Origin of the sequence: Streptomyces sp. NPDC100445, assembly GCF_044759735.1 — a bacterium.
Taxonomy (GTDB): Bacteria; Actinomycetota; Actinomycetes; order Streptomycetales; family Streptomycetaceae; genus Streptomyces.
The window spans coordinates 30,681-55,798 of record NZ_JBIVZV010000015.1 but is presented as its reverse complement, the minus strand read 5'-3'; the positions used below and the strand labels follow the sequence as shown (position 1 = coordinate 55,798).

General features: G+C 75.3%; 15 protein-coding genes (1 of these 15 only partly in view). 13 read left to right on the top strand and 2 right to left on the bottom strand.

The annotated features are described in order from the left end of the window. Positions 1 to 169: 169 nt before the first annotated feature. Positions 170 to 934, bottom strand: coding sequence for a crotonase/enoyl-CoA hydratase family protein (locus ACIQVT_RS30250; protein WP_403761135.1), 765 nt, complete (start codon positions 932 to 934; stop codon positions 170 to 172). A 313-nt stretch (positions 935 to 1,247) separates the two neighbouring features. On the opposite strand from ACIQVT_RS30250, the gene ACIQVT_RS30245 reads away from it, so the two are divergent. From ACIQVT_RS30245 to ACIQVT_RS30225, 5 genes are all read left to right on the top strand, one after another. Then, the gene (locus ACIQVT_RS30245; protein WP_403761660.1) at positions 1,248 to 3,125 is read left to right on the top strand and encodes an ABC transporter ATP-binding protein; all 1,878 of its coding nucleotides are present in this window, start codon (positions 1,248 to 1,250) and stop codon (positions 3,123 to 3,125) included. Between the two features lie 116 nt (positions 3,126 to 3,241). Beyond that, on the top strand, positions 3,242 to 4,102 hold the full coding sequence (locus tag ACIQVT_RS30240) for a hypothetical protein (protein ID WP_403761132.1): 861 nt from the start codon (positions 3,242 to 3,244) through the stop codon (positions 4,100 to 4,102). Positions 4,103 to 4,176: 74 nt separating this feature from the next. After that, positions 4,177 to 4,716, top strand: coding sequence for a (2Fe-2S)-binding protein (locus ACIQVT_RS30235; protein WP_403761129.1), 540 nt, complete (start codon positions 4,177 to 4,179; stop codon positions 4,714 to 4,716). Beyond that, entirely contained in the window at positions 4,713 to 5,708 is a 996-nt protein-coding gene (locus tag ACIQVT_RS30230) for an FAD binding domain-containing protein (protein WP_403761123.1), read from the top strand. The genes ACIQVT_RS30235 and ACIQVT_RS30230 overlap by 4 nt, the downstream gene beginning before the upstream one ends. 19 nt (positions 5,709 to 5,727) lie before the next feature. Next, positions 5,728 to 7,812, top strand: a complete 2,085-nt coding sequence (locus ACIQVT_RS30225; RefSeq protein ID WP_403761115.1) for a xanthine dehydrogenase family protein molybdopterin-binding subunit — start codon at positions 5,728 to 5,730, stop codon at positions 7,810 to 7,812. Between the two features lie 15 nt (positions 7,813 to 7,827). Here the strand turns inward: ACIQVT_RS30225 and ACIQVT_RS30220 are convergent, their stop codons facing one another. After that, a complete protein-coding gene (locus ACIQVT_RS30220; protein ID WP_403761112.1) occupies positions 7,828 to 8,871 on the bottom strand; it encodes a bifunctional class I SAM-dependent methyltransferase/NUDIX hydrolase in 1,044 nt (347 codons plus the stop codon). Positions 8,872 to 9,041: 170 nt separating this feature from the next. Here ACIQVT_RS30220 and ACIQVT_RS30215 point away from each other — a divergent pair, with 170 nt between their 5' ends. The 8 genes from ACIQVT_RS30215 to ACIQVT_RS30180 form a co-directional block, all read left to right on the top strand. Continuing rightward, entirely contained in the window at positions 9,042 to 9,842 is an 801-nt protein-coding gene (locus ACIQVT_RS30215; protein ID WP_403761109.1) for a LytR/AlgR family response regulator transcription factor, read from the top strand. 125 nt (positions 9,843 to 9,967) lie between these two features. Continuing rightward, complete coding sequence (locus ACIQVT_RS30210) at positions 9,968 to 10,342, top strand: hypothetical protein (protein WP_403761106.1); 375 nt, start codon at positions 9,968 to 9,970, stop codon at positions 10,340 to 10,342. Between the two features lie 31 nt (positions 10,343 to 10,373). Beyond that, positions 10,374 to 12,092 carry a cation acetate symporter gene (locus tag ACIQVT_RS30205; protein ID WP_403761103.1) on the top strand — a complete coding sequence of 573 codons (1,719 nt, stop codon included), beginning with the start codon at positions 10,374 to 10,376 and terminating at the stop codon, positions 12,090 to 12,092. A gap of 135 nt (positions 12,093 to 12,227) precedes the next feature. Then, positions 12,228 to 13,415, top strand: a complete 1,188-nt coding sequence (locus ACIQVT_RS30200; protein WP_403761098.1) for a sensor histidine kinase — start codon at positions 12,228 to 12,230, stop codon at positions 13,413 to 13,415. Between the two features lie 921 nt (positions 13,416 to 14,336). Beyond that, positions 14,337 to 15,536 carry a LuxR C-terminal-related transcriptional regulator gene (locus tag ACIQVT_RS30195; protein WP_403761095.1) on the top strand — a complete coding sequence of 400 codons (1,200 nt, stop codon included), beginning with the start codon at positions 14,337 to 14,339 and terminating at the stop codon, positions 15,534 to 15,536. Between the two features lie 224 nt (positions 15,537 to 15,760). Continuing rightward, a complete protein-coding gene (locus tag ACIQVT_RS30190; protein WP_403761092.1) occupies positions 15,761 to 16,396 on the top strand; it encodes an FMN-dependent NADH-azoreductase in 636 nt (211 codons plus the stop codon). A 103-nt stretch (positions 16,397 to 16,499) separates the two neighbouring features. Next, on the top strand, positions 16,500 to 17,693 hold the full coding sequence (locus ACIQVT_RS30185) for a cytochrome P450 (protein ID WP_403761089.1): 1,194 nt from the start codon (positions 16,500 to 16,502) through the stop codon (positions 17,691 to 17,693). Positions 17,694 to 18,252: 559 nt separating this feature from the next. Then, a protein-coding gene (locus tag ACIQVT_RS30180) for a type I polyketide synthase (protein WP_403761085.1) crosses the window boundary here: on the top strand, positions 18,253 to 25,118 show its start. The gene runs 10,192 nt beyond the window's last position; only the first 6,866 of its 17,058 coding nucleotides appear in the window; the start codon lies at positions 18,253 to 18,255; its stop codon lies off the right edge, out of view.

Genomic DNA, 25,118 nt, shown 5'->3' with positions numbered 1-25,118 from the left:
CGAACGTCGCGGCCCCGGCACCCATGCGTCCCACCGCCCCCGACCTTCCGGCCGTCGACGGCACGCCACTGGCGCCGCGTCACCCCGACTGCCCGCCCCGGCCCACCGCCCCCTGACCCTCCCCGTCCTCGGCGGCATGTCGTGGTCCGTGTGGTCGGGGTGTGGTGGTTCAGGCGTCCGGGAAGGCTCCGTGTCGGCCGGCTCCGGCGGCGAAGCGGGACGCGCCCGGTGTGCCCTGGGCCAGGACGGCCATGCCGTGGCGGAGTTCGGCGCGCAGCGCGGTCTCCTCGTCCCGGCCCTCCTGGTCGAGGACCGACGCGCGGTCGCCGCGCAGGCAGGCCTGGGGGAAGCGGGCGATGCGGGCGGCGAGGGCCTCCGCCTCGGCGCGGGCGGTGCCGGTCGGCACCACACGGTCGGCGAGCCCCATCGCGTGTGCCTCGGGGGCGGGCACCGGGCGGCCCGTGAGGATCATGTCCATGGCCCGGCCGGTCCCGACCAGCCGGGGCAGCCGTACCGTGCCGCCGTCGATCAGCGGCACCCCCCAGCGCCGGCAGAACACCCCGAACACCGCGTCCTCCTCCGCGACCCGCAGATCGCACCACAAGGCGAGCTCCAGGCCGCCCGCGACCGCGTGCCCGGCCACCGCCGCGATCACCGGCTTGGACAGCCGCAGCCGCGTCGGCCCCATCGGCCCGTCACCGTCCTGGGCCACCCGGTTGCCGCGCTCGGTGCCGATCGCCTTCAGGTCCGCGCCCGCGCAGAACGTGCCGCCCTCCCCCCACAGCACCGCCACCCGGGCGCCGTCGTCCGCCTCGAACGCCCGGAAGGCGGCGGCGAGCGCGGCGGCCGTCGGGCCGTCGACCGCGTTGCGGGCCTCCGGCCGGGCGAGGACGACCGTGGTGACGTGCTCCTGGCGTTCGACGCGCACCGGCATCCGGCAACCTCCTTCTCGGGCCCCCGCGCGGGCGGGGGCGGTGGCCTCCCCGTAGCTTCGCGGCTCAGGCCCGCGGGCGCACCGGCGCCCCCGCGTCCCGACGCCGCCGGCACCACCGCCCCGGCCGGGTGAACACGGCGCGCAGCGAGCGCCGTACACCGGCGACCGCGGCCGGCAGGAGCCCGGTCGGGCGCGGCGCCCGGAGGTCGGCGGCGCGCCGGGCGGGAGGCGTCGCGGCGGACTGCGGCGGGGGCGGCAGCGCGCGGCCCTTGACCTCGACGTCGCTTGAGGTTCTACGTTCTCTCCCATGAGCATGGAAACCACCGCCTGGACGCAGCTGCACAGCGTGATGAACGCGCAGTCCGAGCGTCGCCCCCTCGCCCGCGCCACGCTGCGCCGCATCGCCGCCTTCGCCCGACCCCACCGCTCCGGCATCATCCGGTTCGTGGCCCTGGGGGTGGTGACCGCCCTGCTCGCCGTGGCGACCCCCGTGCTCGCCGGCCGCGTCGTCGACGCGATCGTGGCGGGGCACGACTCCCGCACCGTGGTCCGGCTCTCCCTGCTCATCGGCCTGGTCGCGCTCGCCGAGGCGGCGCTCGGCATCCTCGGCCGGCGCCTGTCGGCGACGCTCGGGGAGGGACTCATCCTCGACCTCCGCACGGCCGTGTTCGATCATGTGCAGCGCATGCCCGTCGCGTTCTTCACGCGTACCCGTACGGGCGCGCTGGTCAGCCGTCTCAACAACGACGTGATCGGCGCCCAGCGGGCGTTCGCCAACACCCTCTCCGGCGTGGTCAGCAACCTGGTCACCCTGCTGCTCACGCTCGCGGTGATGCTCACCCTGTCCTGGCAGATCACCCTGCTCGCGCTCGTGCTGCTGCCGGTGTTCGTGCTGCCCGCCCGCCGCATGGGCCGCCGGATGGCGCGCATGCAGCGGGAGGCGGCGGCGCTGAACGCGGCCATGGGCACCCGGATGACCGAACGGTTCTCCGCCCCCGGCGCCACCCTGGTCAAGCTGTTCGGCCGCCCGGAGGAGGAGTCGGCCGAGTTCGCCGCCCGCGCCCGCGAGGTCCGCGACATCGGCGTGCGCACGGCCACCGCCCAGTCGGTGTTCATCACCGCGCTCACCCTGGTCTCCGCGCTCGCCCTGGCCCTGGTCTACGGCCTCGGCGGCTGGTTCGCGCTGCGCGGCACCCTGGAGCCCGGCGCGGTGGTCTCCCTCGCCCTGCTGCTGACCCGCCTGTACGCCCCGCTGACCGCGCTGGCCGGGGCCCGGGTCGAGGTGATGAGCGCGCTGGTCAGCTTCGAGCGGGTCTTCGAGGTGCTCGACCTGGAGCCGCTCATCGCGGAGAAGCCGGACGCCCGCGAGGTCCCGGAGGGGCCGGTCGCCGTCGAGTTCGACGACGTCCGCTTCGCCTACCCCGCCGCCGACCAGGTCTCCCTCGCCTCCCTGGAGGAGGTCGCCGCCCTCGACACCCGGGGCGGCGCCGAGGTCCTGCACGGCGTCTCCTTCCGCGCCGAACCCGGGCAGACCGTCGCCCTCGTCGGCTCCTCCGGCGCCGGCAAGTCGACCATCGCGCAGCTCCTGCCCCGCCTGTACGACGTCGACGCGGGCGCGGTCCGCGTCGGCGGGACCGACGTCCGGGACGTGACCGCCGCGTCGCTGCGGGCCACCATCGGCATGGTCACCCAGGACGGCCACCTCTTCCACGACACCGTCCGCGCCAACCTGCTGCTGGCCCGCCCCGACGCCACGGACGCCGACCTGTGGGACGCCCTCGGCCGCGCCCGCCTCACCGACGTCGTACGCTCCCTGCCGGACGGCCTGGACACGGTCGTCGGCGAGCGCGGCTACCGGCTCTCCGGCGGCGAACGCCAGCGCATGACCATCGCCCGGCTGCTGCTGGCCCGCCAGCGCGTGGTGATCCTGGACGAGGCCACCGCCCACCTGGACAACACGTCCGAGGCGGCCGTCCAGGAGGCGCTCACCGAGGCGCTCCAGGGCCGTACCGCCGTCGTCATCGCCCACCGCCTGTCCACGGTGCGGGCCGCCGACCAGATCCTGGTCGTGGAGGCGGGCCGGATCGCCGAGCGCGGCACGCACGAGGAACTGCTGGCGGCGGGCGGCCGGTACGCGGAGCTGCACCGCACCCGGTTCGCCCGGCGGGACGAGACCGTGCCGACGGTCTGAGCGGCCGCGGTACGCGGGTTCCCGGCCCCGCGCCGGGGCGTGAGCGACACCGGACGGGGAAGCCGTGATCGGGTCAACTACCCACGATCAGGCGTGAATCGGAAGGGGACCCCACTGTGTCCAAGGCTGGGATCGGAAGTGCCGTCGCCGCCCTCGTGCTCGCCGCCGGGCTGACCGGCTGCGGCAACGACGACGGTGACGGCAAGGGCGGGGACGCGCAGGCCCGGCCGAGCGCGACCCCGCCCGCCCGCGCCGTCCAGGACGCCTACCGCCGGACGGTGGCCGCGGACAGCGCGAAGATCGCCGTCACCAGCAAGGTCGTCGCCGGTGACCAGGCCGTCACGGCGCACGGCGACGGCGTGGCCGCCCTGAAGGACGGCAGCAGCCGCGTCACGCTCACCACGCGCGGCGCCACCGTCGAGCAGCGCGTCGTCGACGGCGTGGTCTACCAGAAGCCGTCCCGCGGGAAGCAGGACGCCGTCCCGGGCGGCAAGACCTGGGCGAAGATCGACCTCAAGCGGCTCGCCCAGCGGGGTTCGGCCGGCCGGTCCCAGGTCAGCGACCCCGCCGAACCGGTCCGCTACCTCAAGAACGTCGGCTCCGAGGACGTCACCCGCGTCGGCACCCAGACCCTGGACGGCACCCGCACCACCCACTACCGCGTCTCCGTCCCCGTCTCCGTGCTCTCCTCGGGCGACGCCGCGCGGGAGCGGGAACTGCGCGAGCAGCTCGGGAAGTCCCGGCTGCCCGTCGACCTGTGGCTGGACGGGCAGGGCCGGCTGCGCCAGGAGAGCGTCCGGGTGACCCTGCACCCCCTCGTCCACAAGACGCCGGGCCGGCAGGACACGGCCGTGACGAGCACGACCGTGCTGCGCTTCTCGGACTACGGGACCGAGGCACGGGTCACCGCGCCGCCCGCCCGCGACACCGCGGACGTCACCGACAAGGTGGCCCGGACCACCGCGGCCGCCGGCTGACAGGTGTGAGCCGGCCGCGCCTGGATACGCGGTCTGGACGGCACCCACCGTCCGTCCGGAAGGTCAGCCCCCTCATGACCAGCGCACAGGAGCCCGGCCACCACTCCGAGGTGACCCTCCGGGTCAACGGCAAACCCCACACCGTCCTCGTCGATCACCGGCGCGTCCTGCTGGACGTGCTGCGCGAGGACCTGGACCTCACCGGGTCCAAGAAGGGCTGCGACCAGGGCCAGTGCGGTGCCTGCACCGTGCTGGTCGACGGCCGCCGCCTCAACAGCTGCCTGCTGCTCGCCGTCGCCGCCGACGGCCGCGAGGTCACCACCGTCGAGGGTCTCGGCGGTGACGGCGAGCAGCCGCACCCGCTCCAGCGGGCCTTCCTGGACCGCGACGCCTTCCAGTGCGGGTACTGCACCCCCGGCCAGCTCTGCTCCGCCGTGGGCATGCTCGCCGAGGCCGCGGCCGGCCACCCCTCCCACGTCACCGGCCCCGAGACCCCCGCCGGCCGGCCCGTACCGCTGGACCGCCCGGAGATCCGCGAGCGGATGAGCGGCAACCTGTGCCGCTGCGGCGCCTACCCGCGCATCGTCGAGGCGATCGAGGACGTGATCGAGTGACCGGCTTCGGATACCTCAGGCCTGCCGGCCTCCAGGAGGCCGTCGAGGCGTACGCCGCCCACCCCGGCGCCCGCTACCTCGCCGGCGGCACCAACCTGGTCGACCTGCTCAAACTCGGTGTCGAGCGGCCCGACCTCCTCATCGACATCGGCCGGCTGCCGCTGGACACCGTCGAGGAGCTGCCCGACGGCTCCCTGCGCGTCGGCGCCACCGTCCGCAACAGCGACCTGGCCGCCGACCCGCGCGTCCGCGACCGCTACCCCGCCCTGTCCCAGGCCCTGCTGGCGGGCGCCTCCGCGCAGCTGCGCAACGCCGCCACCACCGGCGGCAACCTGCTCCAGCGCACCCGCTGCCCCTACTTCCAGGACCTCGACAAACCGTGCAACAAGCGGGAGCCGGGCAGCGGCTGCGGCGCCCGGGACGGCGTCCATCGCGACCACGCGGTCCTCGGCCACTCCGCGCACTGCATCGCCACCCACCCCTCGGACATGGCCGTCGCCCTGGCCGCGCTGGACGCCCAGGTCGAGCTGTACGGCACCGAGGGCACCCGGCGCCTGGCCGTGGCCGACCTGCACCGGCTGCCCGGCGAGCACCCCGAACGCGACACCTGGATCCGCCCCGGGGAACTGATCACCGGGGTGCTGCTGCCGGCCGCCACGGCCGGGGTGCCCTCCGCCTACCGCAAGGCCCGGGACCGGGCGTCGTACGCCTTCGCCCTCGCCTCCGTGGCCGTCGTCCTCAAGGTCGTGGACGGGGTCGTCGACCAGGCGGGCGTCGCCTTCGGCGGACTCGCCCACCGGCCCTGGCGGGCCCGGCACACCGAGCTGGCCCTGCTGGGCGCCCCCGCCACCCCGGCCGCCTTCGAGGGAGCCGTGGCACTCGAACTCGCGCACGCCGAGCCGCTGCGGGACAACGCCTACAAGGTGCCCCTCGCCCGCAATCTGGCCCTCGACGTCCTGACCCGTCTCGCCCCGGCCCCCACAACGGCCTGAAGCCGCCCCAGGAGGAACCATGACCGGCAGCGCCCTGGGCGCCCCCGCCGAGCGCACGGAGGGACGCCAGAAGGTCACCGGCGCCGCCCGCTACGCCGCCGAGTACGCCGTGCCCGGCCGCGCCCACGCCTGGCCGGTGCCGGCCGCGGTCGCGAGCGGCCGGGTCACCGGCGTCGACACCTCCGCCGCCCTCGCCCTGCCCGGCGTCCTCGCCGTCCTCACCCCCGGTGACGCCCCGCGCCTCGCCGAGGCCGACGACGCCACCCTCGCCGTCCTCCAGGACACCGCCGTACCGCACCGCGGCTGGTGCGTGGCCCTGGTCGTCGCCGAGACCCTGGAGACGGCCCGCGCCGCCGCCCGCGCGGTCCGCGTCGGCTACGACACCCGGCCGCACGACGTCGACCTGAGCGAGGCCCACCGGGACGCCTACGCGCCCGACGAGGCCGGCGGCCAGCCCGGCACCCTGGAGCACGGCGATCCGGAAGCGGCCTTCGCCGCCGCCGCCGTACGCGTCGACGCCACCTACCGGGTGCCGCCGCTGCACAACCACCCCATGGAACCGCACGCCAGCACCGCCCGCTGGGACGGCGACCGGCTCATCGTGCACACCTCCAGCCAGGGCGGCACCGCCGTCCGCTCCGTGCTCGCCCAGCTGTTCGAGCTGCCGGAGGAGCACATCACCGTCGTCGCCGAGCACGTCGGCGGCGGCTTCGGCTCCAAGGGGACCCCGCGCCCGGACGTCGTCCTCGCCGCGATGGCCGCCCGGCACACCGGCCGGCCCGTCACCGTGGCCTGTCACCGCCGCCACCTGCCCACCACCACCGGCCACCGCGCCCCCACCCGGCAGCGCATCCGGCTCGGAGCGGACGCGGACGGCCGCCTCACCGCCCTGCTGCACGAGGTGACCACCCACACCTCGCGGGTGAAGGAGTTCGTGGAGTACGCCGCCCTCGTCTCCCGCACCATGTACGCCGCCCCCGCCCTGCGCAGCGCCCACCGCGTGGTCCCGCTGGACGTGCCCAGCCCGTCCTGGATGCGGGCCCCCGGCGAGGCCCCCGGCATGTACGCCCTGGAGTCCGCCCTGGACGAACTCGCCGACGCGGTCGGTGTGGACCCGGTGGAACTGCGCGTGCGCAACGAACCCGACCGGGAACCCGGCAGCGGCAAACCGTTCAGCAGCCGGAACCTCGTGCGGTGCCTGCGCGAGGGCGCCCGGCGCTTCGGCTGGGCCGACCGCGACCCACGCCCCGGCGTCCGCCGCGAGGGCCCGCTGCTCCTGGGCACCGGCGTCGCGGCGGCCACCTACCCCGTGATGGCGTCGCCGTCCTCGGCCACCGCCCAGGCCCTGCCCGACGGTACGTTCACCGTCCGGGTCAACGCGGCCGACATCGGCACCGGGGCCCGTACCGTCCTCACCCAGATCGCCGCCGACGCCCTCGGCGTCCCCCTGGACCGGGTCCGCACCGAGGTCGGCCACAGCGACCTGCCGCCGGCCCCGCTGGCCGGCGGCTCCTCCGGCACCGCCTCCTGGGGCTGGGCCGTGCACGACGCCTGCACCCGGCTCGCCGCGCACCCCGGCCCGCTGCCCCCCGACGGGCTGACCGTCAGCGCCGACACCACCGGCCGCGCCGACGCCGACAGCCCCTACGCCCGGCACGCGTTCGGCGCCCACTTCGCCGAGGTCGCCGTCGACACCGTCACCGGCGAAATCCGCGTCCGCCGGATGCTGGGCGTCTACGCCGCCGGCCGGATCCTCAATCCGCGTACCGCGCGCTCCCAGTTCACCGGCGGCATGGTCATGGGCCTCGGCATGGCGCTCACCGAGGGCAGCACCCTGGACCCCGCGTTCGGCGACTTCACCGAGAGCGACCTCGCCTCCTACCACGTGCCCGCCCACGCCGACGTCCCCGCCGTCGAGGCCGACTGGATCGACGAGGACGACCCCCACCTCAACCCGATGGGCAGCAAGGGCATCGGCGAGATCGGCATCGTCGGCACGGCCGCCGCCCTCGGCAACGCCGTCCACCACGCCACCGGCATCCGCTTCCGCGAACTCCCGCTGACCCCCGACCGCGTGCTCACCGCCCTGCTGTCCGAGGACTGACCCCGACCGGGCCGCTCAGTCCCCGGCGACCGGGTAGCGGTGCACCGGGGGCAGGCCCGGCAGGAGGCCCGGCCACACGGTGTCCAGGACGTGGGCGCTCGGCGTGAACAGCGGCGCCGACAGGGCGGGCAGGTCGGCGACCTCGTGCCACTCCCACCGGTGGATCAGGTGCGGCTCGGTGACCGCCGGTTCGCCGGTGAACACGGTGACCCGGACGGCGGCCGTCAGCCGGGGCAGACCGTCGACGGAGTCCAGCAACACCGCCCGCACCCGGGCGCCGTCCGGGTCCGCCCGCAGCGACGTCTCCTCCGCCAGCTCCCGCACACCGGCCGCGGCGAAGTCCTCACCCGGGTCGTTCTTGCCGCCGGGCAGCTCCCAGACACCCCGCACCGACCAGCCCAGCAGCACCCGGCCCGCCGGATCGGTGACGACGACACCGGCACCGGTCAGCGCGTGCGGGACGGGACGCCCCTTCGCCGCGCACACGAGCGGGCCGGGGGAGGGGCCGCGCAGCACCAGCAGGGCCAGCCCCTCGGCGTCGTACCGGCCCACCGACTTCCAGCCCGCGCACAGCAGTCCGATCTCCGTCTCGTCCAGGGCGACCGACCGCCGCTCCTCGGCCACGGCGTCCGCGACGGGGGTGATCACGCAGAGCGCGCCACCGGGACGCAGCCGCTCCCGCAGCCGGTTCAGTACCCGGGTACGGTCGCGGACGAACACCCAGGCGAGCCGGACGGTGATCAAGTCGTAGGCGGTGTGCGGGAGCCGCCGCAGGTCGTCGTGTTCGACGTCCAGCCGCAGGTACGTCACGTCCGGCCCGTCCGCGCGCCGGGCCGCGGCGAGCGCCGCGTCGGACAGGTCCACCGCGTCCACCCGGTAGCCGGACCCGGCCAGGTGCCGGGCGAGTTCGCCGAGCCCGCAGCCCACGTCCAGGGCGACACCGCCCGCGGGGGCCGGGACGTGCGCGGCGAGGAGCCGGCGTTCGGCGTCGCCCGGCGGCCGGAACCGGCCGCCGCCCGCGTAGTGGGCGTCCCACTGCTCGCCCGTCAGGTGTGCCACCGGGTCTCCTCCCGCCCGCCGTCCGTCTCCCCCGCGAGGCAATCATGGCCGGGGAAGGGGCCGGACACACCCGCCGGCCCGGACACACCCCGCACGCGATCTCGACGCCGGGCCCTCGGGGGGACCACCATTCCCCGCAAGGAGACCGAGGGTGACAGGAGCTGCCGGACATGCACGTGAGCGACGTACCCCTGCGCGTCCTGGCGGTGGACGACGAGCGGCCCGCGCTCGAGGAACTGCTGTACCTGCTGGGGAAGGACCCGCGGGTCGGCACGGTGGTGCCCGCCCCCGCCGCCACCGAGGCGCTGCGCCGGCTCGGCCGGGCCATGGAGGACGGGCCGGGCGGCGCCGACGCCTTCGACGTCGTCTTCCTCGACGTCAGCATGCCCGGCCTCAACGGCCTGGAACTGGCCCGGCTGCTCGGCGGGTTCGCCACACCCCCGCTGATCGTCTTCGTCACCGCCCACGAGGACTTCGCGGTCCGCGCCTTCGACCTCAAGGCCGTGGACTACCTGCTCAAGCCGCTGCGCCGGGAGCGCTTCGCCGAGGCCGTGCGACGCGTCGCCGAACTGGTCCGGGCCGGGCAGGGCCCCCGGCCCGCCGCCCTCCCACCGCCCGTACCGGCGCTCGGCGACCAGATCCCGGTGGAGCTGGGCGGGGTCACCCGGTTCGTGCCGGTCGCCGACATCACCTACGCCGAGGCGCAGGGCGACTACGCCCGGCTGCACACCCGCGACGGCAGCCACCTGGTGCGGATACCGCTGTCCACCCTGGAGGAACAGTGGCGCGCCCACGGCTTCGTCCGCATCCACCGCAGCCGCCTCGTCGCCCTCGGCCGGATCGAGGAACTCCGCCTGGACGGCGGCAACCTGAGCGTGCGGATCGGCGACCGGGTGCTCGCGGTGAGCCGCCGCAACGCCCGTGAACTGCGCGACCTGCTGGCCCGCCGCGCGGCGGACCGGCCCCGCTGACCCCACGGCGCGGCGGCGGCCCGGATCCGGCCGTGGCGAATCCCGTCCACCGGCTGTCTCGCCGGTGGCGCTCTGCGTACACTCGCCGCACACAAGGTGATCACCGCGACGCCGGGGAGTGCGCGATGGCTGCGGAATCCGTCCCTCGCCGAGAGGTGGTCACCGCACGGCCGCACACCCCCGGCACCGGCCGGACCGCACCGCCCTCGGCCCCCGGCCCGGCCCGCCCGGACGGCACCGCCGTCCGCTCGCTGATGCGTCGTCAGCTGCGGGCCGCCCTCACCGCGACGGCCCTGCTCGCCGCCCCGCTCGGCCTGCTCCCCGTCCTCCTGCGGCTCCTGCCGCCCGCCGGCGCCTCGCCCCGCGTCCCGCCCGTCCCCTGGCTCCTGCTGGGCGTGGCGCCCTACCCGGCACTGCTGGGCATCGGCGTCTGGTACGTCCGCCGGGCCGAACGCAACGAGAGGGGCGCACCCGACCCCGCCCCCGCGGAGCGCACCTGACCATGCGCCGACCACAGACCGGGACCGGCCGGTGAACCGCGCGTACGGCATCGCGGGCGTGACGGCCGTGGTCCTCGCCACGGTCCTCGTCGGCGCGCTGGGCCTGCGCGTCTCCCGCACCACGTCGGACTTCTACGTCGCCTCACGCACCGTCGCCCCCCGGCTCAACGCCTGCGCGGTCAGCGGCGAGTACCTGTCCGCCGCCTCCTTCCTCGGCGTCGCCGGGCTCGTCCTCGCCCAGGGCGTCGACATGCTGTGGTTCCCCATCGGCTACACCGCCGGGTTCCTGGTGCTGCTGGCCTTCGTCGCCGCCCCGCTGCGCCGCTCCGGCGCCTACACCCTGCCGGACTTCGCCGAGGCCCGGCTGGAGAGCCGGGCGGTCCGCCGGGTCGCGGGCGCGCTCGTCGTCGGCATCGGCTGGCTCTACCTGCTGCCCCAGCTGCGCGGGGCCGGGCTGACCCTGCGGCTGCTCACCGGGGCGCCCGGCTGGCTCGGCGGCCTGATCGTCGCGGCGGTGGTGACGGCGGCCGTGGCCGCCGGCGGGATGCGCAGCATCACCTTCGTCCAGGCCTTCCAGTACTGGCTGAAACTCACCGCCCTGCTGGTGCCCGTGGCGTTCCTGCTCCTCGCCTGGCGCGCCGACCACGCCCCGGCCCCCTCCTGGGACGACCGGCCCGTCTTCCACCGCCCGACCGCGGTGCGCCTGGACCGGCCGGTCACCCTCGCCGCCGACGCGCCGGTCCGCGTGACCGTCTCCGGGTCCGTCGACGGCCGCACCCTGCACGGCGGTCCGGTCACCCTGGCCGCGGGCCGGCACCGCGTCGGCGCGGACACCACCCTGCGCTTCCCGGCCGGCGCCCGCGTCCCGCTGCCCGACCGCGCCTCCGGCGGCACCGCCCCGTCCAGCTGGGGCGAACCCCTCGCCACGGACCGCGCACAGCACGGCCTGTACGCCACCTACGGGCTGATCCTGGCCACGTTCCTCGGCACGATGGGACTGCCGCACGTCGTCGTCCGCTTCTACACCAACCCCGACGGCCGCGCCGCCCGCCGCACCACCGTGACCGTGCTCGGCCTGCTCGGCGCCTTCTACCTCCTGGTGCCCCTGTACGGCATGCTGGGCCGGCTGTACGCGCCCGACCTGCTGCTCACGGGCGACACCGACGCGGCGGTCCTCGTGCTGCCGCAGCGGCTGATCGGCGGTGTCGCCGGCGACCTGCTCGGGGCCCTCGTCGCCGGCGGCGCCTGCGCGGCGTTCCTGTCCACCGCCTCCGGGCTCACCCTGTCCGTGGCCGGGGTGCTCGCGCAGGACGTCCTGCCCGCCCTCGGCGTACGCCACTTCCGGCTCGCCGCGCTGCCCGCGGTCGCGGTGCCCACCGCCGCGGGCGCCGTGGTCAGCGACCTGCCGGTGGCCGACGCCGTCGGGCTCGCCTTCGCGGTGTCCGCCTCCTCGTTCTGCCCGCTGCTCGTGCTCGGCATCTGGTGGCGCGGCCTGACCCCGCCGGGCGCGATCGCCGGGCTGCTGCTCGGCGGCGGCTCGGCGCTCACCGCGGTCACGGTGACCATCGCGGGCGGTGTCCGCCCGGGCCCGCTGCACGCCCTGCTCGCCTGGCCCGCGGTGTGGTCCGTGCCCGTGGGGTTCGCGGCCATGGTGCTCACGTCCCTGGCCACCCGGCACCGGGTGCCCCCCGGCACGAACGTCACGATGGCCCGCCTCCACCTGCCCGAGTCCACCCCCACCCACCCCTGACGAGCCCCGCCCCGCCCGCGCGAACCGGACCCCGCCGGCCCCGATCCCGGCCGGCCCGGCCGCCCCGCGCCCCGCGCCCCGACCGAGGAGACCCGTGTCCGTCCCACCGCCCGCCCGCCCGCGGCCGTACCGCTCATGACCGCGCTCGTCACCGCGGCCCTCGTCCTGGCCGGGCTCGCGCTGTTCGTGCTGGGGGCCGCCCTCGGACACGGTGCGGCGCGCCGGCAACTGGAGCACGCGGCCGGCACCGACGGGACGCGCGCCCTCACCCACGTCCTGCGCACCGCGGCCCTCGCCGCGGCACCGCTGCGCGCCGGGCTGACCCCGGACACGGCGCGCAGGGCGGCCCGCCGGCTGCGCCCCCTGCTCGGCACCCCGGCCCTCGCCCTCGCCGACGACACCCGCGTCCTCGTCTGGGACGGCGCCGCCGAGCACCACCGCGACCAGCTCGCGGCCGAGCTGGCCGCCACCCCCCGCCCCCGCTCCCTCGCCCTGTCCTGCGCCGACGAGGACTGCCCCGTCCGCTGGGCCGCCCTGGTGCCGCTCAGCGCCGGCGGGGAGCCGGCCGGCACGCTCGCCGTGTGCGCGGACGCGGAGTCCGCCGCGCTGGTCCGGGCGGCGGAGGAGGCGGCCCGCCGGCTCTCCGTGGACCTCGACCTCGCCGGCCTCGACCGGGCCCGGTCCAGCGCGCACGAGGCCGAGGTGCGGGCGCTGCGTGCGCAGATCTCCCCGCACTTCGTGTACAACTCGCTCGCGAGCATCGCCTCCTTCGTCCGCACCGACCCCGACCGAGCCCGTGAACTGCTCCAGGAGTTCGCCGAGTTCACCCGCTACTCGTTCCGCCGCGACGGCGACTTCACCACCCTCGCCGACGAACTGCGCTCCATCGAGCAGTATCTGGAGCTGGCCCGCGCCCGGTTCGGCCACCGGCTCCAGGTCACCCTGCGCATCGCCCCCGAGGTACTGCCCGTGACCCTGCCGTTCCTGTGTCTCCAGCCCCTGGTCGAGAACGCCCTCAAACACGGCCTGGAGGACTCCGTGGAGCGCAGCAGGGTGTCGATCACCGCCGAGGACGAGGGCACCGAGGCCCGGGTGGTCGTCGAGGACAACGGCGTGGGCATGGAGCCGGAGCGGCTGCGCGGGATCCTGGGCGGCACGGCGGGGGCGTCCACCGGCATCGGGCTGCGCAACGTGGACCGCAGACTGCGCCAGGTGTACGGCGACGACCACGGTCTCGTCATCGAGACGGGCGTCGGCGCCGGTACGAAGATCACGGTCCGGGTGCCGAAGTTCCGGCCGGGCGTCCAGGCACCGCCCCCCTGACCCCGCCGCCCCGACACCGCGGTCCGGCCACGGTGGCCGAAGGTCGACGGTCGGGACGTCGAGCGAACGCCTCTTTCACTTCGTGGCGTTGCTCACGTTCACAGAGGCGCCGTCCGGGGCAGGGCTTCTCCCCGGGGGCGGCGGGCGGCGAGCCGCATGGCCACCGGGACAGGGGCGGGGCTCGTGTGGGGGAATGGTGTACGGCGGCCGTGAGCACGCCTGTGCCCGATCGATCGTCGGCGAGCGTTAACGGCAGCGTCACAGCGATTCGTGGTACTTCATCGCATGAATACGTATGGTTGTGCGAAGGGATCCATGACCGGATGGCGGGATCGGTATCACCCGCCGGCCATGTGAGGGTTCGTGCGCGATCGCGATGTACTACGCGTGTAGGTGACACGGAATACTGGCGCACAGGCCAGGGGGGTTACTCGATGTTCCTCGTGGAACCGGGCCGCGCCACGCGGCGGCCGCTCCGGCGGGGCGCACGGCGCGGACCGCCCCTCCGCGCGGCACGGCGGACGGGGCGCTGAGGCGACCGGGCCGAGGACGGAGAAGGGGCGGGCCGTACGGATCACGCCGTACGGGCCGTCCGCGGACCGAACAGCTGTGAGGTGCTCAATCGTGCTGGACGGCGGACGCGAGCGGGCGCAGGACACCTTTCGGCTCCACCGGGCGGGTCCCCGAAGAGCCGCCGCGGAGGGCAGGGGGCCGCCCGCCGCGCGGCCTCGAAGAAGCGGCCACGGGTCAGAGCGACACCCCCACGAGATCAGAACGCCACCCGATAACAAGGCAGAGGTAGTAGTGCCCCCGCGATATTCAGTCATCTCCGAACAAATTCTTCTGGAATCGACTTCCGAACCGGGCCGCTCCATTGCACAATCCGCGCTGTTCTGGCTCGACGGACGGCTTGGCGAAAGCATGGAGTTAGCGGCCGCGGCGTCGCAACCGGCCTCGGGGGAACGGGCCGGTCGCAGCACGTCGCTGGAGGCCCGGATCTGGTACGCCACGCTGTTGACACGGGTCCGGGGCCTGCGGCCGGCCGGCCGTCTCATCGCCGCGGCCACGACCGCCCCCCACCCGCCGCAGCGCGCGGAGGTGCAGGCGGCGCTGCACCTGTGCCAGGCGGAGATCCACCTCGCCGCGGGCAGACCCGCCGAGGCGGCGGTGGCGGCCGAGGCGGGGCTCCGGCTGGCCGAGCAGGCCGGGAGCCGCGGTCTCCCGCCCCGGGGACACGTGGTCATGGCCGTGTGCTCGGTGCGGTCTCTCGACCTGACGACCGGCCTGTTGTACGCCAACTACCTGCGCGACGCGGGACTGCTCGGGCAGGAGAACCTCATGCCGGGCCAGTGCGTCTGGGCCGCCGCCCAGGCGCTGGAGGCCCGCAACGGCCTGGAGAGCGTGTCCCATCTGCTGAAGGGCATCGCCCACGACGACGTCCTCGCCGACGACCTGCTGGTCTCCCAGCCGGCGGCGGCCTCCTGGCTGGTGCGCGCCGGGCAGCGGCTCGGCGACGACGACCTCGCCGAGGGAACCGCCCGCCGCATGAGCGGACTGGCCCTGGTCAACCGGAGCTTCAGGAGCGTACAGGCGGCCGCCGAGCACGCCACCGCCCTGTACGAGCGGGACGCGGACGCGTTGGAGGCGGCCTCGGAACGGCACCTGGACCCGTGGGCCCGGGCGTCCGCGCTCGAGGACGCGAGCCGCATACGCTCCGTGCGCGTGCCCGAGCGGGACCGGGCGGTCGACCTGCTGCGGCGCGCGGCCGACGCCTACCTGGGGGCCGGCGCCACCCGGGACCTGTCCCGGGTGCAGAGCCGGATCCGGGAACTCGACGGCCGGTGCGGCCGGCCGGCCCGCGGCCGGACCCGGGTCAGCCGGCTGACCGACACCGAGTTCGCGGTGGCCGAGCTGGTCAGCCAGGGACTCACCAATGGCCGCGTCGGCAGCCAGCTCTACATCTCGCCCCACACGGTGGCCTTCCACCTGAAGAAGATCTTCCGCAAGCTCGACGTGACCTCCCGCGTCGAACTGGCCCGCTCCTGGAACCGGATCCTGGTGGAGGAACGCGGCGACTCCCCGCGGGAGATCCGCCCGCCCAGGGCCCGGCAGGCCGTGTGACCACCCGAAGGCGTGGAGCCGTCGTACCAGGTGGCAGCCCCGCACCGGTCCGGCCCCGGCGGCCCTACCAACCTGAGGGATGCCGCCGCGGCGGGGTGGGGCCGTAGCCTCCGGTCGAGGGAAGCACCGCTCCTCACCGTGGTGTGCCGTCCGTCGGCGAAGGCCGGCCGGAAGGGACCGGGCGGGTTGCCGGAACAGCCGAACGAGTGGCCGGGAGTCATGTCATGACCCATCTTCTGCACATCGACGCGAGCATCCGTTCCGGCGAGTCCGTGACGCGGCGGCTCACCGCCGAGTTCGCCACCCAGTGGCGGCAGAACCACCCCGACGCCGGCTACACCTACCGCGACCTCGGTGCCGAGCCGGTCCCGCACATCACCAACGAGGTGCGGGAGTGGCTGTTCGACCCGACCGGCGACCTGCACGGCGTGGGCCCCGAGGAGCAGGCGCTCACCGAGGCGCTCGTCTCCGAGGTCCACGAGGCGACCACGATCGTGCTCGGCGTCCCGATGTACAACTACACGATCCCGTCGTCGATCAAGGCCTGGATCGACCGGCTGGTCAGCCCGGCCCACATGATCCTCCCGGGTGCCGAGTCCGGCGCGCTGAGCGGCAAGAACGTCATCGTCGTCACCGCGCGCGGCGGCTCCTACGCCCCCGGCACCCCGCGCGAGGGCTGGGACTACCAGGAGCCGTACCTGCGGGCCGTGCTCGGCGCCATCGGCCTCGCCGACCACCTGAAGTTCATCCACGCCGAACTCACCTTCGCGGCGATCGTGCCCGCCATGGAGCAGCTGAGGCCGCTGGGGGAGAAGTCGTTGGCGGACGCCCGCGAGACGCTGCGCAAGCTGGCCCTCTGACCTGGAGGCACCACCGTTCACCGTTCACGCGGGCGGGCGCACCCGTGGGGGCGCGGGTCTTCCGCGGGCAGGTACGTTCGCACACACTGTGGGGAAGGTGCTCATGAGCGAGTTGGTCTCCTACGAGGAAGTCTGGTCACGCACCCATCACTTCGACCCGCCCGCGATCTTCGACTCGCTCCGGGCGGAACGCCCGCTCGCGCGGATGTCCTATCCCGACGGCCACACGGGCTGGATCGCCACCAGCCACCGCCTCGCCCGGGAGGTCCTCAGCGACCCGCGGTTCAGCCACAGCCTGGAGATCGGCCACTTCCCGGTCACCAAGTACGGTGGCCCCGTACCGCAGTTCGCGGCGCTGCCCGGCATGTTCATCCACATGGACCCGCCGGACCACACCCGCTTCCGCCGGATGCTGGCGCGGGAGTTCACCGTCCGGGGCGTCGCAGAACTCGCGCCCCGCGTGGAGGCGGTGGCCGCCGAGCAGATCGAGGTGGTGCGCGAGCACGGCGCCCCCGCCGACCTGCTCGCCACCTTCGCCAAGCCGTTCGTCCTGCGCATCCTGTCCGAGCTGGTCGGCCTGCCGTACGAGGAGCGCGACCGGTACCAGGACGTGCCCGCCATCACCCACGACCCGGACGGTGACGCCGAGGAGGCGATGGCCGCCTACGGGCAGGTCGGCGCCCTCATCGCCGAGACCATCGAGCGCAAGCGCAAGGAACCCGGCGACGACATCATCAGCCGGCTGCTGGCCGCCGGCGAGCTGTCCGACGAGGAACTCGGCAACATGGTCGCCCTGTTGCTCTTCGCGGGCTACGAGACGACGGAGAGCGCCCTCAGCGTCGGTGTCCTGGCGCTGCTGCACCACCCCGCCCAACTCGCCTCCCTCCGGGCCGACCTGAGCCGGATCGACGCGGCGGTGGAGGAGATCCTCCGCTACGTCACCGTCAACCAGTACGAGATCTTCCGCACCGCGCTGGAGGACGTCGAGCTGGACGGCCTGACCGTGAAGAAGGGGGAGACCGTCACCGTCTCCCTGCCGGCCGCCAACCGCGACCCGGAGAAGTACGGCTGCCCCGCCGACCTCGACCTCGACCGCGACACCGCCGGACACCTGGCGTTCGGCCACGGCATCCACCAGTGCGTCGGCCAGAACCTGGCCCGCCTCGAACTGCGCACCGGGCTGCGCGCGCTGCTGGAGGCGTTCCCGGACCTGCGGGCGGCCACCCCGGCCGAGGAGATCCCGCTGAGCCTGCGCGGGTCCGTCTTCGGCCTGAAGAGCCTGCCCGTCACCTGGTAACGCCCTCGCACATCCGCTCGTACAGCCTCCCACCCCCTCCCTACCACCTCCGACTCCTTCCGGCGGCCCGGCGGCGCCCCGCGCAACGACGCGCGGGGCCCGGGGCCTCTCGTTCGGATCACACCGGGCCCGCGGGCCCCGGTACCGCGCCGCACCACGTCCTCGGCCACCGGGGTCCCGTCACGGGCCCCTCGGCCTCGTGACGCACGGCACCGGACCCGGGACCCGTTCCTGATCCGGTCCGACCGGTTCGACCGGTCCGGTCAATCCCCGGTCCGGTGGGATCCGGTCCAATCCGGTCCGGGCCAATTCGGTCGGGTCCGATCCGGTGCGGTCCGCTCCGGTCCGGTCCGGTCCGGTCCGGACGAGAGATCCCGACCGCCCCCGCTCCACCGGGCGCCTGACCGCCGCGCACCAGCGCGGCGCGGGACGTTCTGCTCCCGTCGTTCCGGACGACGACCGGCTGTCCGATGTCGCGCAGCCGCCACCACCGTCTCCGGCAACCACCCACGACCCGCTGCCCCGGTACCGCTGCCGCCCTGTGGAAGGAGATCGAGGCGTGCGTCCCGACCTGGTCACCCCGCTTGCGGTCACGCTCCGACAGCACGCTTCCCGCGCCCCCGGGAAGACCGCCTTCGCCGACGACCGGCGCTCGGTCACCTACGGCGCACTGGAGGAGCGGACCCGGTACCTCGCCGGGCACCTCGTCCGCCTCGGCCTGCGGCGCGGCGACCGGGTGGCGCTCTGCCTCGGCAACTCCGTCGCCATGGTGGAGGGGTATCTCGCGGTCGTGCGGGCCGGCGGCGTCGGTGTCCCCGTGAACCCCCGCTCCGCCCCCGCCGAGCTGGAGCATCTTCTCGCCGACAGCGGCGCGGTGTTCGCCCTCGCCGGAGCGAGCGGTGCAGTGACGTTTCTTCAGGTGGTGGCGTCCACCGCCCCCCGCACGACCGTGCTGGTGGCCGGTACCGCGTCCGTCCCGCCCGGCACCCACTCCTACGACGAGCTGGCGGCCACCGATCCCGGCGCCCCCGCCCCCGACGACCTGGGGCTGGACGAGGTCGCCTGGATGTTCTACACGTCCGGCACCACCGGGCGCCCCAAGGGCGTGCTGTCCACCCAGCGCAACTGCCTGTGGTCGGTCGCCGCCAGCTACGTGCCCCTCCCCGGCCTCACACCCGACGACCGGGTGCTGTGGCCGCTGCCCCTCTTCCACAGCCTGTCCCACATCGCCTGCGTCCTGTCCGTGACCGCCGTGGGCGCCACCGCTCGCATCACGGACGGCGGTTCACCCGACGACGTACTGGACCTGCTCCGCGAGGAGAAGGCCACCTTCCTCGCCGGCGTCCCCACCACCTACCACCATCTCGTCGCCACCGCCCGCCGCACCGGCCTGTCCCTGCCCGACCTGCGCATCGGACTCGTCGGTGGCGCCGTCACCGGCTCCGAGCTGCGCCGCTCCTTCGAGGACACCTTCGGCGTCCCCCTGGTCGACGCCTACGGCAGCACCGAGACCTGCGGCGCGATCACCATGAACCCGCCGGACGGCGCCCGCGTCGAGGGCTCCTGCGGCCTGCCCGTCCCCGGCGTGGACGTCCGCCTGGTCGACCCCGGCACCGGACAGGACGTGCCCACCGGCCAGGAGGGCGAGGTCTGGGTCAGCGGCCCCAACGTCATGGTGGGCTACCACAACAGCCCCGAGGCGACCCGGGCCGCCCTGCGCGACGGCTGGTTCCGCACCGGCGACCTCGCCCGTCGCGACGCGGCCGGCTACTTCACGGTGTGCGGCCGGCTCAAGGACCTCATCATCCGGGGCGGCGAGAACATCCACCCCGACGAGGTCGAAGCGGTCCTGCGCGGCGCGCCCGGCGTCGCCGACGCGGGGGTCGCCGGCGTCGTCCACGACACCCTGGGCGAGGTCCCCGTGGCGTGGGTGGTGCCCGGGCCGGCCGGCCTGGACACGGCGGCCCTCCTCGCGCACTGCCGCGCCCGGCTCTCCGCCTACAAGATCCCCGAGCGGATCCACGAGATCACCGCCGTCCCGCGCACCGCCTCCGGGAAGATCGTCCGCCGGCTGCTCACCGCGCGGTCCCACTGGCCGCGCCACACCGCCGACGGCCACCACGACTCCCTGGTCACCGCCGCCTGGGTCCCCGCGCCCCCCGGGCGCGCCACCGCCCGCCCGGCCACGTGCGCCCTCGCCGGCGAGGTCCCCGCCGGACTCGTCACCGCGCTCGGCGCCGCCGGCATCCGCGCAGACCTCCGTCCCGACCCGGCGTCGGCGGTACGCGGCGAGGCGCCCCTGACCGTCCTGGCGCCGCCCACGGCCGCCGTCGACCCCTCGGCACCGGCCCGCGCCCTCACCGAACTCGTCACCGGGGGCGCCGCCCCCGCCCCGCTCGTGGTCCTCACCCGGTCGGCCACACCCGCCGGCGGTACCGCGCCCGATCCCGCCGGCGCCGCGCTGTGGGCCGCCGTACGCTCCCTCCAGGCGGACGGACACCACCAGGTCACCGTCATCGACCTCGACACCGACGACCCGGACCCGGACACGCTGCTCACCGCCCTCACCGGCGCGGAACCCCAGCTCGCCGTCCGCCGGGGCGAGTTGCTGGTACCCCGGCTGCTGCCCACACCCCTGGACGACCGGCCCCGGCCCGCCCCCGCACTCACCCGCCCCGGCACCGTCGTCGTCACCGGCACCGACACCCCCGTCGGCGCCACGCTGGCCCACCACCTCGCCGACGTCCACGGCGCCCGCCGCCTGCTGCTCGTCCACGCTCCCGGCACCACCGACGCCACCGACCCGGACGCCTGGCCGCCCGGCACCCACACCACCAGCGTCACCGCCGACGGCCCCGGCCCGCACCACGCCCTGGCCGACGTACAGCACCCGGTCACCGCGGTGGTGCACACCACCGGCGACCCCGACCTGGCCCACGCCCTCGACGAACTCGCCGACTTCACCGCCGAGTTCGTCACCGTCACCGACGGCTCCGACACCCTGGGCGCACCCGGCGACCCGGACCGGGCCGTCCGCGACGCCCGCACCGAGGCGGTCACCCACGCCCGCCGGACACGGGGCGCCACCGCGTCCACCCTGGCCTGGACCGGCCCCCGGGACACCACGGACGAGGGGGCGCCCCGACTCGCCGACCTGACGGCCGCGTTCGACGTCCTGCTCGCCTCCCGGGCCCCCGCCCTCCTCGCACCCCGGCCCGCCCCGCCCGACCCGTCCGGGCCGCTGCCCGCCCTCCTCCGCGCGCTCACCGGACCGGCCACCGGGCGGACCCGGCCCGACCCGGCCGTCACCGCCGCCCTGCGCACCCACCTGGTCGGCCTCGACGACCGCGCCCAGTCCGCCCACCTCGAAGACCTGGTCCGGGAACAGGCCGCCGCCGTCCTGCACGGACCGGAGGCCACCCGGCTCCCCGCCGACCGTGCCTTCCGCGACCTCGGCCTGACCTCGGTCACCGTCGTCGCCCTGCGCGACCGGCTCACCGCACGGACCGGCCTGCGGCTGCCCACCACCGTCACCTTCGACCACCCGACCCCGCGCGACCTGGCGGCCCACCTGCGCCGCGCGGTCCTCGGCCTGGACGACCACACCCGGGAGCGGCCGGCCTTCACCGCCGACCCGCAGGAGCCCGTCGCCGTCGTCGGCATGGCCTGCCGGCTGCCCGGCGGGGTCGACACCCCCGACGAACTGTGGGACCTGCTCGTCTCGGGCCGCGACGCCGTCTCGGGATTCCCGGCCGACCGGGGCTGGGACCTGGACGGCCTCTTCGACCGGGACCCGCTCAGGACCGGCACCTCCTACGTCGACAGGGGCGGCTTCCTGCCGGACGCCGGCCGGTTCGACGCCGGTTTCTTCGGCATCTCGCCGCGCGAGGCCCTCGCCATGGACCCCCAACAGCGGCTCCTGCTGGAGACCTCCTGGGAGGCCCTGGAACGGGCCGGTGTCGACCCGACCTCCCTCAAGGGCACCGACGTCGGCGTGTTCACCGGCGTGATGGGCCAGCAGTACGGCACCGGCGGCGAACTCCCCGCCGAACTCGAAGGCTTCGTGACCACCGGCACCGCGACCAGCGTCGCCAGCGGGCGAGTCGCCTACGTCCTCGGCCTCGAAGGCCCCGCGGTGACCGTGGACACCGCCTGCTCCTCCTCCCTCGTCGCCCTGCACCTCGCCGCCCAGGCGCTGCGCCGCGGGGAGTGCTCCATGGCCCTGGCCGGCGGCGCGACCGTCATGGCGACACCGGGCACCTTCGTGGAGTTCTCCCGGCAACGCGCCCTGGCCGCCGACGGCCGCTGCAAGTCGTACGCGGAGGCCGCAGACGGCACCGGCTGGTCCGAGGGCGCGGGCGTCCTCGTCCTGGAGCGCCTGTCCGAAGCCCGCCGCAACGGGCACCGGGTGCTCGCGGTGGTCCGGGGCAGCGCGGTCAACCAGGACGGCGCCTCCAACGGCCTCACCGCGCCGAGCGGCCCGTCGCAGCAACGGGTGATCCGCAAGGCACTGGCCGACGCGGGCCTCACCCCGGCCGACGTCGACGCCGTCGAGGGCCACGGCACGGGCACCGTTCTCGGCGACCCAATCGAGGCACAGGCCCTCCTCGCCACCTACGGCCAGGACCGTGAACGTCCGCTGTGGCTCGGTTCGTTGAAGTCCAACATCGGACACACCCAGGCCGCCGCCGGGGTCGCCGGTGTCATCAAGACGGTCCAGGCGCTGCGCCGCGGTGTCCTCCCGGCCACGCTGCACGTCGACGCCCCCTCCTCCCAGGTCGACTGGTCGGCGGGCGCCGTCGAACTCCTCACCGAGGCCCACGACTGGCCCGAGACCGGCCGCCCCCGCCGTGCCGGTGTGTCCTCCTTCGGCGTGAGCGGCACCAACGCCCACGTGATCCTGGAACAGGCACCGGACGAACCGCCCGCCGAAGCAGCGATCCAGGCCGACGGCCCGGTGCCGCTGGTGGTGTCGGCGGCCTCCGACGGCGCGCTTTCCGGACAGGCGGAGCGCCTCGCCGCGTTCACGGCGGACACCGGCGCGTCGCTCACGGAGATCGCCACCGCCCTCGTCACCCGGCGTGCGGTGCTGTCGGAGCGTGCGGTGGTGGTTGCGGGTTCGCGTGCGGAGGCGGTGGCGGGGCTGGGTGCGCTGTCCCGGGGAGAGTCTGCTGCCGGGGTGGTGACCGGCGGTACGGCTGTTGCGGGGCGGACGGTGCTGGTCTTTCCCGGTCAGGGTTCGCAGTGGCTGGGCATGGGCCAGGAGCTCATGGAGTCCTCACCGGTGTTCGCGGAGCGGGTGGGGGAGTGTGCCCGGGCTCTGGAGCCGTGGGTGGACTGGGACCTGAAGGCCGTGCTGCGCGGTGAAGTCGACCTGCTGACACGGGTGGACGTGGTGCAGCCGGCGAGCTTCGCCGTGAATGTGGCCCTGGCGGCGGTGTGGGCGTCGGTGGGTGTGGTCCCGGACGCGGTGGTCGGTCACTCGCAGGGGGAGATCGCCGCCGCCTGTGTGGCGGGTGCGCTGTCGTTGGAGGACGCGGCCCGGATCGTCGCGGTGCGCAGTCGGGTGATCGCGGGGGAGTTGGCGGGCCGGGGCGGTATGGCCTCCGTGGCCCTGTCGGAGACGGAAGCCACTGAGCGGATCACCGCGTGGGCAGGCCGGGTGGAGGTGGCGGCCGTCAACAGTCCGTCCTCGGTGGTGATCGCGGGCGACGCCGAAGCCCTGGACGAGGCGTTGGCCGTGCTGGAGGCGGGCGGGGTGCGGGTGCGTCGGGTCGCGGTGGATTACGCCTCGCACACCCGTCATGTGGAGGCGATAGAGCGGTCGTTGGCGGAGGCTTTCGCGGACATCGTGAGTCGGGCGCCGGTGGTGCCGTTCTTCTCCACGGTGACTGGTGGGTGGGTGCGTGAGGCGGGTGTCCTGGACGGCGGGTACTGGTACCGCAACCTGCGCAATCAGGTCCGCTTCGGGCCTGCCGTCGCCACCCTCCTCACTGAGGGGCATACCGCCTTCATCGAGTCCAGCGCCCACCCCGTTCTGGTGCAGCCGGTGAACGAGATCGTGGACGAGGCGGGGGCCGAGGCGGTGGTCACCGGCTCCCTGCGCCGTGAGGACGGCGGCTTGCGGCGGCTGTTGGCGTCGATGGCCGAGGTGTTCGTCCGGGGTGTGGCGGTCGACTGGACCGGTGTGCTGCCCGAGGGCGCCGGAGTCGCCGACGTGGAGTTGCCGACGTACGCCTTCGACCACCGGCACTACTGGTTGAAGCCCGCTCCGGCGGCGGACGTGGCCTCCCTCGGGCAGGCCCGCGCCGATCACCCGCTCCTCGGCGCGGTCGTCGGACGGCCCGACTCCGGTGGGTTCATGACGACCTCGCGCTGGTCGACGCGCGCCCAACCCTGGCTGGCCGAGTACCTCGTGGGCGCCGACACCGTCGTGGTGCCGAACACGGCACTGGTCGAGCTGGCCGTCCGGCTCGGTGACGAGGCCGGGGCACCGGTCGTGGCCGAGCTGACCGTCGAGCGGCCCGTGGTCCTGCCGGCGCGCGGTGGCCGGGCCGTGCAGACCGTCGTGGGCGAGGCGGACGGCACGGGACGGCGTACGGTCGAGGTCTACTCGCGGGCGGAGGGCTCCGGACCGGACGCCGTCTGGACGCGGCACGCGCGCGGCACGCTGGCCCCCGCCGCGCCGGAGGAGGACGACGACCGGCCGGCCGCCGGGCCCGGCACCGAGGTGGGCCTCGACGAGGGTGCGGGCGACGCGGGCCGGTACGGCGTGCACCCCGCCCTGCTCGACGCGGCCGTGCGGACGGTGCTGCCCGCCGGCACCGTGGCCGCCACCTGGCGCGGGGTAAGGCTGCGCGCGTCCGGCGCGACCGCCGTGACGGTGCGGTCGGTGGGGGAGGGCACCGGGCTGGAGCTGACCGACCCCGCGGGACGGCCGGTGCTCGACGTCGACGCGGTGCTGCCCGAGCCGTTCGACCCGGCGCGCGCAGGGCTCGCCGAAGCCCTCACCGAGGACGCGCTGTTCCGCGTCGACTGGACGGAGCTGCCGCTTCCGGCGGGTGACGGGTCACCGTCCGTCGTCACCGTACGGACCGCGCGGGACGTCACGGCGGGGGCTGGCGACGCCGATGTCCTGCTGTACGCGGCCGAACGGGCGGGCGGTGATCCACGGGCGGCGCTCGTCGCCGCGCTCGCCGTACTCCAGGCCTGGCTGGCGGATCCCGCACCGGAGGCGGCCCGGCTGGTCGTGGCGTCCGTCGGCGCCTGCACGGACCTCTCCGCAGCCGCGGTCCGGGGGCTGATGCGCTCCGCCCAGTCCGAGCACCCCGGCCGGATCACGCTCGTCGAGGTCGAGGTCGAGGGGACAGGTGACCATCCGGACGCCGACGCGCTGATCCGCTCCGTGCTGCCCGGCCTGCTGGC

Excerpts from the sequence above, each read along its gene's own strand:
- ACIQVT_RS30250 (WP_403761135.1), bottom strand. The coding sequence starts at position 934 with ATGCCGGTGCGCGTCGAACGCCAGGAGCACGTCACCACGGTCGTCCTC.
- ACIQVT_RS30245 (WP_403761660.1), top strand. The coding sequence starts at position 1,248 with ATGGAAACCACCGCCTGGACGCAGCTGCACAGCGTGATGAACGCGCAG.
- ACIQVT_RS30235 (WP_403761129.1), top strand. The coding sequence starts at position 4,177 with ATGACCAGCGCACAGGAGCCCGGCCACCACTCCGAGGTGACCCTCCGG.
- ACIQVT_RS30225 (WP_403761115.1), top strand. The coding sequence starts at position 5,728 with ATGACCGGCAGCGCCCTGGGCGCCCCCGCCGAGCGCACGGAGGGACGC.
- ACIQVT_RS30215 (WP_403761109.1), top strand. The coding sequence starts at position 9,042 with ATGCACGTGAGCGACGTACCCCTGCGCGTCCTGGCGGTGGACGACGAG.
- ACIQVT_RS30210 (WP_403761106.1), top strand. The coding sequence starts at position 9,968 with ATGGCTGCGGAATCCGTCCCTCGCCGAGAGGTGGTCACCGCACGGCCG.
- ACIQVT_RS30200 (WP_403761098.1), top strand. The coding sequence starts at position 12,228 with ATGACCGCGCTCGTCACCGCGGCCCTCGTCCTGGCCGGGCTCGCGCTG.
- ACIQVT_RS30195 (WP_403761095.1), top strand. The coding sequence starts at position 14,337 with ATGGAGTTAGCGGCCGCGGCGTCGCAACCGGCCTCGGGGGAACGGGCC.
- ACIQVT_RS30190 (WP_403761092.1), top strand. The coding sequence starts at position 15,761 with ATGACCCATCTTCTGCACATCGACGCGAGCATCCGTTCCGGCGAGTCC.
- ACIQVT_RS30185 (WP_403761089.1), top strand. The coding sequence starts at position 16,500 with ATGAGCGAGTTGGTCTCCTACGAGGAAGTCTGGTCACGCACCCATCAC.